The 12981-nt window shown below is 52.9% G+C and carries 12 protein-coding genes and 1 tRNA gene; 2 read left to right on the top strand and 11 right to left on the bottom strand.

Features of this window, described 5'->3' with window-relative positions:
• Positions 1-10: 10 nt before the first annotated feature.
• The 3 genes from CGZ75_RS17810 to CGZ75_RS17800 form a co-directional block, all read right to left on the bottom strand.
• Entirely contained in the window at positions 11-1192 is a 1182-nt protein-coding gene (locus CGZ75_RS17810; RefSeq protein WP_089525558.1) for a phosphoglycerate kinase, read from the bottom strand.
• Positions 1193-1310: 118 nt separating this feature from the next.
• Positions 1311-2315, bottom strand: coding sequence for a type I glyceraldehyde-3-phosphate dehydrogenase (gap, locus tag CGZ75_RS17805; RefSeq protein ID WP_089525557.1), 1005 nt, complete (start codon positions 2313-2315; stop codon positions 1311-1313).
• Between the two features lie 156 nt (positions 2316-2471).
• Entirely contained in the window at positions 2472-3497 is a 1026-nt protein-coding gene (locus CGZ75_RS17800; RefSeq protein WP_089525556.1) for a sugar-binding transcriptional regulator, read from the bottom strand.
• Positions 3498-3726: 229 nt separating this feature from the next.
• Here CGZ75_RS17800 and CGZ75_RS17795 point away from each other — a divergent pair.
• Positions 3727-3801 (top strand) — tRNA-Arg (locus CGZ75_RS17795).
• A gap of 253 nt (positions 3802-4054) precedes the next feature.
• Positions 4055-4636, top strand: a complete 582-nt coding sequence (clpP, locus tag CGZ75_RS17790) for an ATP-dependent Clp endopeptidase proteolytic subunit ClpP (protein ID WP_089525960.1) — start codon at positions 4055-4057, stop codon at positions 4634-4636.
• A gap of 92 nt (positions 4637-4728) precedes the next feature.
• Here the strand turns inward: clpP and CGZ75_RS17785 are convergent, their stop codons facing one another.
• The 8 genes from CGZ75_RS17785 to CGZ75_RS17750 all read right to left on the bottom strand — a co-directional run bounded on the left by CGZ75_RS17785 (position 4729) and on the right by CGZ75_RS17750 (position 12963).
• Positions 4729-5520 (bottom strand): SIMPL domain-containing protein, encoded by a 792-nt coding sequence (locus tag CGZ75_RS17785; protein WP_176444901.1) that lies wholly within the window; start codon positions 5518-5520, stop codon positions 4729-4731.
• Positions 5521-5705: 185 nt separating this feature from the next.
• A complete protein-coding gene (locus CGZ75_RS17780; RefSeq protein ID WP_089525554.1) occupies positions 5706-5975 on the bottom strand; it encodes an HPr family phosphocarrier protein in 270 nt (89 codons plus the stop codon).
• 139 nt (positions 5976-6114) lie between these two features.
• Positions 6115-7047 carry a DNA-binding protein WhiA gene (gene whiA / locus CGZ75_RS17775; RefSeq protein ID WP_089525553.1) on the bottom strand — a complete coding sequence of 311 codons (933 nt, stop codon included), beginning with the start codon at positions 7045-7047 and terminating at the stop codon, positions 6115-6117.
• Positions 7048-7057: 10 nt separating this feature from the next.
• The gene (locus CGZ75_RS17770; protein WP_089525552.1) at positions 7058-8047 is read right to left on the bottom strand and encodes a gluconeogenesis factor YvcK family protein; all 990 of its coding nucleotides are present in this window, start codon (positions 8045-8047) and stop codon (positions 7058-7060) included.
• A gap of 12 nt (positions 8048-8059) precedes the next feature.
• Positions 8060-8941 carry an RNase adapter RapZ gene (gene rapZ, locus CGZ75_RS17765; RefSeq protein WP_089525551.1) on the bottom strand — a complete coding sequence of 294 codons (882 nt, stop codon included), beginning with the start codon at positions 8939-8941 and terminating at the stop codon, positions 8060-8062.
• A 54-nt stretch (positions 8942-8995) separates the two neighbouring features.
• Positions 8996-9946 (bottom strand): ROK family glucokinase, encoded by a 951-nt coding sequence (locus CGZ75_RS17760; RefSeq protein WP_089525550.1) that lies wholly within the window; start codon positions 9944-9946, stop codon positions 8996-8998.
• A gap of 226 nt (positions 9947-10172) precedes the next feature.
• Positions 10173-11120: a thioredoxin-disulfide reductase gene (gene trxB / locus CGZ75_RS17755; RefSeq protein ID WP_089525549.1), complete on the bottom strand. Its 948-nt coding sequence runs from the start codon at positions 11118-11120 to the stop codon at positions 10173-10175.
• A 130-nt stretch (positions 11121-11250) separates the two neighbouring features.
• Positions 11251-12963: a tetratricopeptide repeat protein gene (locus tag CGZ75_RS17750; RefSeq protein ID WP_089525548.1), complete on the bottom strand. Its 1713-nt coding sequence runs from the start codon at positions 12961-12963 to the stop codon at positions 11251-11253.
• Positions 12964-12981: the final 18 nt, after the last annotated feature.

The following is a 12981-nucleotide window of genomic DNA, read 5'->3' as shown; positions in this document are numbered from 1 at the left end:
CTCTCTTGGCTTACTTATCGTTAAGAGCTACAACGCCCGGAAGGGCTTTGCCTTCCATGAACTCCAGGGAAGCACCGCCGCCTGTGGAGATATGGTTCATTTTGTCGGCTAGGTGGAACTTCTCTGCTGCCGCAGCGGAGTCGCCGCCGCCGATTACCGTGTAACCAGCCGTATCAGCACAAGCTTGAGCTACAGCACGAGTGCCGTGAGAGAAAGGCTCGATTTCGAATACGCCCATAGGTCCGTTCCAAACAACCAGCTTGGAGTCCTTGATGACATTGGCGTACAGCTCACGAGTTTTCGGTCCAATGTCGATGCCTTCCCAGTCAGCAGGAATTCCGTCAACGTCGACGATTCTCGTGTTGGCGTCTTTGCTGAAGTCGTCGGTAACGACGATATCAACAGGAAGCAGGAAGTTCTTGCCAAGCTTTTTAGCTTTCTCGATGAACTCGAGCGCAAGATCAAGCTTGGAGTTGTCACACAGGGATTTTCCGATTTCATGGCCTTGAGCCTTGAAGAAGGTGTAGGACAAACCGCCGCCGATAACGATGTTGTCAGCGATATCGATCATTTTGTTGATGACTTCGATTTTGTCCTTAACTTTGGAACCGCCGACAATTGCCGTGAACGGGCGTTCTGGGTTGTTCAGAGCTTTGCCAAGTACGTCCAGTTCCTTCTCCATCAACAGGCCGGATACGGCCGGGATCAGATGAGCGATGCCTTCCGTGGAAGCATGCGCGCGGTGAGCAGCGCCGAAAGCGTCGTTCACGAACAGATCAGCCAGGGAAGCCAGCTGCTTCGCGAACTGGGGATCGTTCTTTTCCTCGCCAGCATTGAAGCGCGTATTCTCAAGCAGCAGTACATCTCCGTCTTGCAGCGCTGCGGCTTTGGCCCCAGCATCAGGACCAGCTGTATCGTCGGCTTTGGCAACTGGCTTGCCGATCAGCTCGGCCAGACGAACCGCTACTGGAGTCAGACGCAGCTCTTCCTTCACTTCGCCGCCTGGACGACCGAAGTGGGCAGCCAAGATAACGCGGGCTCCCTTTTCGATGAGATACTGAATCGTTGGCAACGTCTCGCGGATACGAGTATCGTCGGTAATCGCTCCGTCTTCCATCGGCACGTTGAAGTCCACACGAACGAATACGCGCTTGCCTGTTACTTCCACATCACGAACACTTTTCTTGTTCATAGCTGCTCGCCCTCCCGGTGTATAAGTTTATCTATGGGTTAAACATCGTTAAAGAGGAGAACGAACGCTCGCCTCTCCCCTTTAACAGTATTGCTGTCTATGCAATTAAACGCTGAACTTACAGACCTTTTGCGGCGATGTAAGCAGCCAGGTCAACAACGCGGTTGGAGTAGCCCCACTCGTTGTCGTACCAGGAAACAACTTTGATCATGTTGCCTTCAACAACCATCGTCGACAGACCGTCGATTGTGGAGGAAGCTGGGTTGCCGTTGTAGTCGCTGGATACGAGCGGCTCTTCGGAGAAGAACAAGATGCCTTTCATAGCGCCTTCGGCAGCTTCTTTCAGGGCAGCGTTAACTTCTTCAACCGTTACGTTGGATTTAACTTCAGCTACGAGATCCGTTACGGAAACGTTTTTCGTAGGAACGCGCATAGCCATGCCGTTCAGTTTGCCTTTCAGCTCAGGCAATACGAGGGATACCGCTTTTGCAGCGCCCGTCGAGGAAGGAATGATGTTTTCTGCAGCAGCGCGAGCGCGGCGCAGATCCTTGTGAGGAACGTCAAGTACGGCTTGGTCGTTCGTGTAGGAGTGAACTGTAGTCATCATGCCTTTTACGATGCCGAACTTGTCGTTCAGTACTTTAGCAAAAGGAGCCAGGCAGTTCGTCGTACAGGAAGCGTTGGAGATTACGTTGTGGGAAGCCGCATCGTATTTCTCTTCGTTAACGCCCATAACGATCGTGATGTCTTCGTTAGTAGCTGGAGCGGAGATGATAACTTTTTTCGCTCCGCCTTTAAGGTGAAGTTCAGCTTTTTCTTTAGCTGTGAAGATACCCGTGGATTCAACAACGATTTCAGCGCCTACGGAAGCCCAAGGCAGGTTCTCAGGGTTACGCTCAGCGAACACTTTGATTTCGCGGCCGTTTACTACGAGCGCGCCTTCTTTAGCTTCTACCGTTGCGTCGAGGACACCATGAGTCGTGTCATATTTAAGCAGGTGAGCCAATGTTTTCGTGTCAGTCAGGTCATTGACCGCTACGATTTGAACCTCGCTGCTGTTCATTGCTGCGCGGAACACGTTACGTCCGATACGTCCAAATCCGTTAATACCAACTTTTACCATTGTTGATAACCTCCTGTTAGTTAGGTGTAGTTCTGGCACTCTATGGTCAAAACAATTCGCTTGGCTCTGCCCCTGACAGGCGCAGAGCCTGCACATTGTGATGAAGCTTCGTTCAACGCGGTTCCCTGCACCATTATCGCCATATCCGGCATGATGCTATTCCGTCAGCGCCACAATTTCGAGTGCTGCGGCCTCGTCGGTGACGAGCACGTCCTGGTGGCCAAAGCGGAGTACAGCAGCAATTGCCTCTGCTTTGGAGCGGCCGCCAGCAACTCCGATGACAACCTCTGTCGTCATAATTTCCTCTAACCGAATGCCTGCGGTTGGCATCTTGTGCACAACGGCTCCGCTTCGGTCAAAATAGTAGCCCCAGGCTTCGGCCAACGCTCCCTCTGCCTTAAGCGCCTCTACAACTCCGGCGTCTACTCGCCGCCTGCGAGCCATCAGCATCGCATCCCCTATGCCGTGGATGACAATGCGGGCGCTGCGGATGACGCCGACAATCTCCTTCACGCCCGGTTCATGCATGAGGCTTGTATAAGCTTCCTCACTGAGCTGATCCGGTACATGAAGCATCCGGTACTGAGCTCCCGTGCGCTTGGCCATCGCGGAAACAATCGTGCTGGCCTGATACTCCAGACTCTCGCCTAGACCTCCCCGCGCCGGTACGAACAGATTGCTGGGATGTGCGACTGGCGATGTAAGATGGACGGCAACCTGAGCCAGCGTTGAGCCGCCGGTGACCGCCACCACATCCCCTTCTCGAAGATGCTGCTGCAGAACTGTCGCTCCGGCTCGTCCAAGCTCTTGCTTCGTACTGCTGGACGTATCGGAGTCGCCCGGTACGATGACCACCTTGTTCAGGCCGAATCGGCCCCGCAGTTGCTCCTCAAGATTGGACAGTCCGAGCAGTCCGCTCAGTACCGGCTCCATCTCTTCTAAGAGGCGGCGGCCACTCTGGCTGACGCGCATTCCGGAAGCATTGATTTCAAGAAAGCCCTGCTCCTTGAGAAAATCAGTCTCCGCTCGCAGTACCCGCTCTGTCATGCCGAGCGAGGCAGCCAGTGATCTTCGGCCGATCATATCCGCGATCAGCACCTGATGGAGAATGGAATAGCGCAGGCGTACCGTCTCAAGTAAATCGGGTACGAGCTGACGCTGCAAATCAATTATGCTGCGCATGAGCGCTCCAACTCCACTCGTAAGCTCTCCATATCGGGACAATTGTCGTCCCAGCCATTCAATAAAAGTCCCACAACCTCATTGTACTCCTTCTACTTTAGGGCTGCAAGTAAGGTTTAACCGATGAAAACGGTTGCTTACACCCAATTTTTATTAAAGTTTATTAAACATGCATAAGTGTTGCTTTTTCCCAGTCCCTGTTATACAATCTTAGACGTTACGCTTTTAAGCGCCCGTGGTCCAATGGATATGACGTAGGCCTCCGGAGCCTGAGATCTAGGTTCGATTCCTAGCGGGCGCGCCATTTAAACTTCTATGAACAACCTCTATATAATGAACAAGATCGCGCCACCCTATTAAGGGAAGTGGCGCGATCTTTTTTTTTCTCGTTTAAAGGCGCCCAATGCCGGTTAAAATGGGCTATTATGAGGCTTTTCCCGTTACTCCAAGCCCTCTTTGACCAAATTTGACTTTAAAAACGGATTCCTTTAAAATGAATCCAACACCCCGCTATACCTACCTAAATGAAGGATATAAGGAGGGACTTGCAGTTGAACATGAACTATGTACCTATGGTCATCGAGCAAAGCAATCGCGGCGAACGTGCCTATGACATTTACTCGAGGCTGCTGAAGGATCGCATTATTTTCCTCGGTACTGGCATCAATGATGTCGTAGCGAACTCCGTCATTGCCCAGCTGCTGTTCCTCGCGGCGGATGATCCGGAGAAAGACATTTCCATCTATATCAACAGTCCCGGCGGCTCGATTACGGCCGGCATGGCGATTTATGACACGATGCAATTCATTAAACCTGATGTATCCACTATTTGCGTGGGCATGGCTGCCTCAATGGGCGCCTTCCTGCTGACAGCTGGAACGAAGGGCAAGCGCTACTCGTTGCCGAACAGTGAAGTGATGATTCATCAGCCGCTCGGCGGAGCCGAAGGCCAAGCGAGCGACATCGAGATCCGTGCACGCCGCATCCTCAAGATGCGCGACAAGCTGAACCATATTCTTGCCGAGCGTTCCGGCCAGCCGCTGGAGCGAATCGAGAAAGATACCGATCGCGACTACTTCATGAGTGCCGAAGAAGCCCGCGAATACGGTCTTGTCGACAAGGTCATCGAGAAGCTGTAATAGAAACATAAAAAGCGGCCGCCCCTAGGTCATCTGAGGATGACTTTTGGGGCGGCCCTTTTTTTCTGTAACCATTGAATTTAATGCCAGACCTATTTCAGCTGGAACACAACGGTCAGCTGCGCCTGCACATCTACCTCGCCTGCTTCGACAGAAGTATTACTTTGGTCTGCTCCTGACGCCGTAGACTTTTGCATCATTTCCAAAACAGCCGGTTGTACCTGTGCGCCGTTCTCCGTAATGTTGATGACCGGTCCGAGTGTCCGGCCCGACGCCACTGCCAGCGCTTCCGCTTTAGAGCGGGCATTCTCAAGCCCTTTTTTGAGAGCGTCATTCTCGTATTGATCCTTTTTCTCCGTGTCGAACGTCACGCCACCGATCTGGTTCGCTCCGGCAGCGCCAAGGCTGTCGAGCAGCGTGCCTGTCTTGTCGATGCTGCGCCAGGAAATGCGAATCTCATGCACGGCCGTATAACCGGTGAGCACCTGGCCTTCCTTTTCCGTATATGTGTACTGGGGCTGTACATAGTAACCCGTCGTTTTTAAATCTTTATCCGCCAGTCCGTATCCATCCTTCAGCACTTTGCGTACAGCCTCGTAGCGCTTGGCTGCTCCAGCCTGGGCCTCTTTGGCCGTCTTCGCCTTAACATTCACACCAGCGTTAATATAGGCAATATCCGGAGTGACCGACAACTTGCCTGTCCCTTGAACTGCAATAGTATTCTCCATGACCGCTCCTTGCTCTGCCGCATACACTGGTGTTGCTCCCTGGCTGCCTCCGCTAAGACCGTTCCACGCCAGCAATGAACCTGCAGTCAAACTTACAGCCAACAGCACCACTTTGCCTTGGTCGATCAGCTTGCGCCTGCCCTTTTGCTCACTCATACCTTTCGCCTCCCGATTCGGTTTGACCTTTGAAACGCTGCCAACCATAAAAAGGTTGCAATTGCCACCCATTGTTCCCTCATAACAATTGCTTATACCGTGAGCAGAGGACTAGGTCCATACCGTATAGAACGACAAAAAGCTCCCGGTCGGGGAGCTTTGAACATACGGATGAATAAGCTATCTTACTGGTTTTCCAGCTCTTCCTTGCTAACAAGGGAGACTAAAGCGTTTACAGCCTGCTCTGAGTCCGAACCCTCTGCGCTGATGTAAACCTCAGTGCCAGAGCTGATTGCCAAGCTCATAATGCCCATGATCGACTTGGCATTCACTTTTTTCTCGTCCTTCTCGACAAAAATCTCAGAGGAGAATTTATTCGCTTCCTGGACGAAGAGCGCGGCCGGCCTTGCGTGAAGCCCTGTTTTCAGCTTCACGACTACGGGTTGTCTTGTCATGAAATGTTTAACCCCCTAACGTATATTCTTTCAAGCATCGCGCTTAATCTAACTTTATGGGCTTTGCGAACTACGCAATAAGCCCTTCCTTTAGTCAAGACTGATTTTATTATACCATCGCCAATCTCAAGTTAAAAGTTTAGCTACCCCGGATTTTTTCAGCCAATTCGTCAATTTTGCGAAGCCGATGGTTAACACCTGACTTGCTAACAGAGCCCTTGAGCATCTCTCCGACTTCTTTGAGGTTCATGTCGGGATGCTGCAATCGAATCTCCGCCACCTCGCGAAGCTTCTCGGGCAAGCTTTCCAGACCGATCTGCCTCTGCAAAAGCCGGATGTTTTCGATTTGCCGTACCGCCGCACCAATCGTTTTGTTGAGGTTGGCTGTCTCGCAGTTGACGATCCGATTCACTGAATTGCGCATGTCGCGCATGATGCGCACATCCTCGAACTTGAACAACGCCTGATGCGCGCCGATGATGTTCAGCAGCTCAATGATCTTCTCGCCTTCTTTGATATAAAAGACAAAGCCCTTCTTACGCTCGATGCAGCGGGCGTTGAGGCCGAACCTATTGGCCAAGGTAACGAGCGCACCGCAATGCTCCTCATACATGCAAGCAATCTCCAGATGGTAGGAGGAGCCCTCCGGATTGTTCACCGAACCGCCAGCAAGGAACGCTCCGCGCAGATAAGCCCTTTTGCAGCAGGGCTTGCGAATCATTTCCTTATCGATGCCTTGGTTGAACATAAAACCCTCAGAGACGATATGCAGCTCTTTTAGAATCTCCTGTACCCGCGCTGGAATACGCACGATATAAACATTATTCTTCTTAAGGCGCATCTTTTTGCGAACGAGCAGCTCGGTATGCACATCGAACTGCTTTTTGATGAGGGTATAAATCCGTCTTGCAATCGCCGCATTCTCGGTGGAGATGTCGAGGATGACTTTGCGGCTAGACAAGTGGACAGAACCGTTCATTCGGATCAGGGAGGACAGCTCAGCCTGCTCGCAGCAGGCATCCTGGTTCTCCACGAGGGTTAATTCTTTCTTGGTTTGAGCAGCAAAGGACATCCTCTTTCTCTCACCTCTTTCGGTCCATCCAACTGTCGACCAGTTGGTAAATATGATGGCTGAGCCTTACGGCATCATGCCTTAAATAAGTGCGGAACAACACCAGACGATCGGCGATTACCTTATAACCCCGGCGTGTAACCTCGTCCAGATCAAGATGCACGGCTTTAGCACCCATTTCGGCATAGCGATCCTGCACCTGGGGCGGAATTTCTCCATCGTTGACGATAATATAGTCGAACAGCTGCTGGCCGATATGGCGATGGATCGCTTCCAGATGATCGCTGACCGCGTAATCATCCGTCTCGCCAGGCTGAGTCATAACATTACATACAAAAATCTTGATCGCATTGGACTGCACGATGCTGTCAGCCAACTTAGGCACGAGCAGATTAGGAATAATACTCGTATATAGACTGCCTGGGCCGATCAGGATAGCATCCGCCTCCTGAATCGCCTGGCAAGCCTCCTGGAGCGGTTCCACATCAGCAGGTTCGATGAATACCCGCTTGATGGGCTGGCCTGCCAGCGGAATATTGGATTCACCCTCCACAATCGTTCCGTCCATTAACTCTGCCTTCAGTACAATCGACTGATCGGAGGCAGGCAACACAGTGCCTCTTACGGCGAGCACACGGCTGAGCTCACGAATTCCGGTAACGAAGTCACCGGAAATATCCGTCATCGCCGCGAGCATGAGGTTGCCGAGACTGTGACCAGCCAGTCCGGTGCCGTTTGTGAAGCGGTACTGTAACATCTCCGACAGAAGCGGCTCCACATCCGCTAGGGCAATAAGCACATTGCGAATGTCGCCAGGCGGCGGCATCTGCAGCTCGTTGCGCAGCACACCTGAGCTGCCACCGTCATCTGCTACAGTGACGATCGCCGTAATGTCGAGCGGCTTTTCTTTCAGTCCACGCAGCATGACAGACAGCCCGGTGCCGCCGCCAATGACGACTATTTTGGGGTTTTTCGAGTCCGTTGACCTTTTACTTGCCATTGCCATCCCGCCTTAAGGGCGGTCACGGTCAGCATCGCGATGGCTTACCCGGACTGTCTCCGTCTCGCTGCTGCCGAGCATGCGCCCGAGATATTCCGCTATGGCCACGGAGCGGTGCTTACCCCCGGTACAACCGATGCCAATGACGACCTGGCTTTTGCCTTCTTTATGATAAAGAGGGATCAGGAATTGTAACATATCCAGGAGCTTGGTCAAGAACATCTGGGTATCCGGCCACTTCATAACATAATCATATACATCTGGGTCTTGGCCTGTGCGTGGACGTAGAGTCTCTACATAATGCGGATTCGGCAGAAAACGCACATCATAAATCAGGTCGGCATCGATCGGAATGCCGTATTTGAAGCCGAAAGAAGTCACATTAATCGAAAACTGCGCTTGCTTCGCGTTCGTAAAGCGAGAAATAATCGCTTCCTTGAGCTGCGCCGGCTTGAGGTTGCTCGTCTCGATGATCTGCGTAGCCGAATCCTTCAGCTCCTCAAGCAAGCGGCGTTCCATAGCGATGCCGTCCAGAGGCAAGCCCTCCGGTGCGAGCGGATGACGGCGGCGGCTTTCCTTGTAGCGGCGCACCAGCACGCTGTCCGTAGCATCAAGGAATAGAATCTCATATGGAATTGTAAAATGAGTCCGAATATGCTCCAGCGATTCCGATAGAGCGGTGAAAAACTCACGACCGCGCAAGTCGATGACGAGCGCAACTTTAGCGATTTTGCCGCTTGAGCCGTCGATCAGCTCCGCGAACTTCGGAATGAGTACCGGTGGCAAGTTGTCCACGCAAAAGAAGCCGAGATCCTCGAGGCTTTGCACTGCGATTGTTTTGCCTGCTCCGGACATGCCGGTAATAATGACGAGCTGTGGTGTATTGATTTCCATCGGGATTCCCCTTCCTGGACTGAGCTCTTCCCCCGAATCACTCCCTGGAAGTCACTAGGAACGCAGAATCAAGCCAGCCGCACCGACAACCCCGGCATTATTGCCAAGCGTTGCAGCGACGATTTCTACGCCTTCTTTTGCTTGCTCTTGCGTATATTTAGCAAATACTTCACGGATCTGGTCGAACAGGAAGTCGCCGGCTTTGGCTACGCCGCCGCCGATGATGAAGCGCTGCGGGTTCAAGATGACCGCCGTTGCCGCCATCGAACGACCCAAATAGTACGCCGCCCGGTTAACGATGCGAGCTGCCACCTCGTCGCCGGCTTTCGCCGCGTCGATAACTTCCTTCGCCATGATGTCCGGCACGAGAGAAAGACTCGTTTTGTCGCCGCGCTCAACTGCGTCCTTAGCCATACGGATAATGCCGGTCGCCGAGGAGACCGTCTCCAGGCAGCCAGTCATGCCGCAAGTACATTGAATCGCTTCCAGATCAGGCACGATCGCCATATGACCAAGCTCGCCAGCCATGCCGCCGAAACCTTCATAAATACGGCCGTTGACGATAACGCCGCCGCCAACTCCAGTACCGAGTGTATAACAGACACAGTTTGCGATGCCGCGGCCAGCTCCGGCCCATGCTTCTCCTAGTGCGGCAACGTTGGCGTCATTGTTGACCTTGACGGTCACGCCGAGTTTCTCCCCCAATTGCTGCTTCAGAGGGACATTGCGAATATTTAAATTGTTGGAGAACTTCACAATGCCATTCGGAATGTCTAAGAATCCGGCAATACCGACTCCGACGCCGCCCACCTGCTCCCAGGCATATCCGCTCGTCTCTACAACATAGTGAACATACTTCACGATATTGTCGACAATGCGGTCCGCTCCTTGGCTCGCCTCGGTCGGGCCTTCATACGTTTGGAGCAAATCGCCCACCGCGCTGCATACTCCAACTTTAATGGTGGTGCCGCCAATATCTGCTCCAACGTAGATCGTCTCTGACATGTGATAGCCACCTCAAATGATTAAGTTTAACTTCTTTAGCTACTATAAGCCAAGGTATGTCCGAGGTCAAGGTAACAACGCAGCCCGGTGAACCGCGTCACAGCCTTGCTACAAAGCTAGCAGATGCAGGTTTTTCCCTAATAAACTAGCTTCTGTAAGAGGCATACAAAAAAGCGTTCTCCGTCCAATTAGACGGAGAACGCCCCAAACTTAGGTCCGCTGAAAATTAAAGCGATTGGCTCCAGTCATGAACCATCGAGCCCTCGAGGAACTTCTCGCAGTCCAGCGCTGCCTGACAGCCGCTGCCTGCAGCCGTAATCGCCTGGCGATACTTCGTATCCTGTACATCGCCGCATGCGTACACGCCCGGCACATTCGTTTCGGTCGTTCCCGGCTTCACAACGATATAACCATGCTCATCCGTCTCGATCTGACCGCCGAGGAACTTCGTGTTAGGCGTGTGGCCGATTGCAACGAAGATGCCGTCCGTCTCAATGAGCTCTTCTTGGCTTGTCTCGTTGTTGCGCACTTTGAGAGCAGTTACGCCCATAGGGCCGGCTACTACTTCAAGCGGTGTGCGGTTAAGCGCCATATTGATTTTTTCGTTCTCGCGAGCGCGGTCTTGCATGATTTTGGAAGCGCGCATTTCGTCGCGGCGATGAACCAACTCAACATTTGTCGCGAAGCGGGTCAGGAAGTTTGCTTCTTCCATTGCGGAGTCGCCACCGCCGACCACGATGATCTTTTTGCCACGGAAGAAGAAGCCATCACAAGTTGCACAAGTGCTGACGCCGCGACCGACGTTCTCCTTCTCGCCAGGAATCCCAAGGTAACGGGCAGATGCGCCGGTGGAGATGATGAGCGATTCCGCTACAAGCTCTCCTTGGCCTTCTACCTGAATTTTGAATGGACGCTCCGAAAGATCAACGCTATTAACCCAGCCCGTACGGAACTCCGCGCCGAAACGCTCCGCCTGCTTACGCATGTTAGCCATGAGGTCTGGACCCATGATGCCTTCTGGGAAGCCAGGGAAGTTCTCAACCTCAGTCGTCGTAGTAAGCTGTCCGCCTGGCTCTGGGCCTTCAATAACGAGCGGGTTCATGTTAGCACGGGCAAGATAAATGGCAGCGGTAAGTCCGGATGGGCCGGTACCGATAATAATGGATTTGTACATGGTGAAACTCCTCCTCGATTGCCTGCTTGATTATAATTATTCTTATTCTAATCCATCGCAGGGCTATCCGTCAAAGCTACCAGCTTTATTTCATGAAACGTTCATCCAGAAGGTTACAGGCACGGAATCACTATTCCTTGACTCCACAAATCTCATCAATTCGCTTGGCATGTTTACTGACCGTCGCCGCAGAAGCTCCGTACCGTTCCGCAACTTCCTGGTAGGAGACTGCACGCCTATGATGCTTGGCTGTCAGGTATTCCAGAGCTGCAGACCAGCTTTCCGGCTTCGCCAGCTTAGGCACATCGGGATAAACACGTGTTAAATAGTCCAACCACAGCTTCATCAAATCATATTGCTGCAGCAAACCATATTCATTCCCCATGCGCAGAAACGCCGTGTCGAGCACCCGCTGCCAAACTGGCTCCCAATCCGGCAGTCTGTCGGCTGCCGCAGCAGAGTCGGCCACAGAGCCGACAAGCTTACGCTTGCCTCCCAGTACAGCCGGTACCGGCTCCGACACTCCGATTGAACGGAGCACGAACAGCGCCAATCGCTTCAGATCATCATCTTCCTCCGGCTCCAAGAGCAACGCCTTCAGCGCTTCCTGGACTTCACTGTCAGCGATCAGGCCGAGCGCCTGAATGACCTGCAGCTTAGTCTTGCGGTCCCCGTGACGAAGCGCCCAGAAGAAGGAGGAGCGTACAAGGGGATTGCTCTTCATCCCATCCGGCATCGTGCCCGGCAGCCGCTCCCACATCCGGAACTGCTCCTCGAACGGCAGATGGTAATGGTAACTTGCCGCCAGCTTCTGGCTGCCTTCGCGAGCCTGAGCGAGCTGCTCCAAATAGTAGCGAGCTACATCGGACTTTGGATCACGGCGCGCGGCCTGTTGCCATAGCTGCTCCGCCTCTGCGAGGCGATCCGAATGGACGGCAGCCACAGCGGCATAATGATACAGAGATGCGTCTCTCTCGCCCGAGCCATCCTTCAGCAAGCGACGAAAATGTCTGAGCGCGCACTCATGCTCCCCTAGAATGCCCATCGTGGTGGCCAATTTAAACACATGTTCCTGATGAAAAGGAACCATCCGCCGCAGTTGATCGGCGAGCGCAACTAAGTTCTCTTGATCATTCGCATGCTGGTAAAAAATCGCCAGATTGCAGAGGGCATGAAGATTGCCCTCCTCCTGCTCCAGCGCCTGCTTGATCGCTTCCATTGCGCGATCGAACCGACCCATATAGTAATAAGCGAGCGCAAGATTGTTGCGCGCCGCCATGAATTCTCCATTGCTCTCGACGATAGACTCAAGCAGCTTGACCGCTTGGGCAAACTTGCCTTCTTCGAGCATTACGCGAGCTTGATCATGCTCGGCAAACCCTTGCCGGGCCTTGATGGTGACGATCTTGGACGGCCGCTTGAGCTCGTATTGAAGCAGCTCCATCATTTCCTCGGCGTCGTCCAAGTAGTGTCCTTCCTCATCCTCTTCGAGGTAGCGCAGCAGCGACCGCTCCGCCTTCTCGTATTGTTCCATGTTGGCGAAGTTGTTGGCCATATAGAAAAAACATTCTGTCATTAGCGGATCCAGCGTCTCCAAAATCTCTACGAGAATCCGGTTGGATTCCTCATATTGCCCCATCTCCGACAAGATGCCGGCAAGATTACAATGATTTACTGGATTTTCCGGCTCGTATTCTACTGCAAGACGGAAATATTTCAGCGCCTTATCGTAGTGATAGCGGTCCATCGAGCGCACCGCGCGCTCGAAAAAGAACGTTGCGTCCCACTGGATCGGTATAATCTTCGCTGCCTGGTCCGCAGCCGCCCTGTTGTCCTCTTTCACCAGACAAGGCACCTCCTT

Source organism: Paenibacillus herberti, from assembly GCF_002233675.1.
In the GTDB taxonomy this organism is placed as follows: domain Bacteria; phylum Bacillota; class Bacilli; order Paenibacillales; family Paenibacillaceae; genus Paenibacillus_O; species Paenibacillus_O herberti.
Note: the sequence above shows the minus strand (reverse complement) of the source record. Positions and strands in the feature narration are given on the sequence as shown.

Bases quoted from the DNA above. Each gene is read 5' to 3' on its own strand.
- CGZ75_RS17785 (WP_176444901.1), bottom strand. From the start codon at position 5,520: ATGAGTGAGCAAAAGGGCAGGCGCAAGCTGATCGACCAAGGCAAAGTG.
- gap (WP_089525557.1), bottom strand. From the start codon at position 2,315: ATGGTAAAAGTTGGTATTAACGGATTTGGACGTATCGGACGTAACGTG.
- rapZ (WP_089525551.1), bottom strand. From the start codon at position 8,941: ATGGAAATCAATACACCACAGCTCGTCATTATTACCGGCATGTCCGGA.
- CGZ75_RS17780 (WP_089525554.1), bottom strand. From the start codon at position 5,975: ATGACAAGACAACCCGTAGTCGTGAAGCTGAAAACAGGGCTTCACGCA.
- CGZ75_RS17810 (WP_089525558.1), bottom strand. From the start codon at position 1,192: ATGAACAAGAAAAGTGTTCGTGATGTGGAAGTAACAGGCAAGCGCGTA.
- whiA (WP_089525553.1), bottom strand. From the start codon at position 7,047: ATGTCCTTTGCTGCTCAAACCAAGAAAGAATTAACCCTCGTGGAGAAC.
- CGZ75_RS17800 (WP_089525556.1), bottom strand. From the start codon at position 3,497: ATGCGCAGCATAATTGATTTGCAGCGTCAGCTCGTACCCGATTTACTT.
- CGZ75_RS17770 (WP_089525552.1), bottom strand. From the start codon at position 8,047: ATGGCAAGTAAAAGGTCAACGGACTCGAAAAACCCCAAAATAGTCGTC.
- trxB (WP_089525549.1), bottom strand. From the start codon at position 11,120: ATGTACAAATCCATTATTATCGGTACCGGCCCATCCGGACTTACCGCT.
- CGZ75_RS17760 (WP_089525550.1), bottom strand. From the start codon at position 9,946: ATGTCAGAGACGATCTACGTTGGAGCAGATATTGGCGGCACCACCATT.
- clpP (WP_089525960.1), top strand. From the start codon at position 4,055: ATGAACTATGTACCTATGGTCATCGAGCAAAGCAATCGCGGCGAACGT.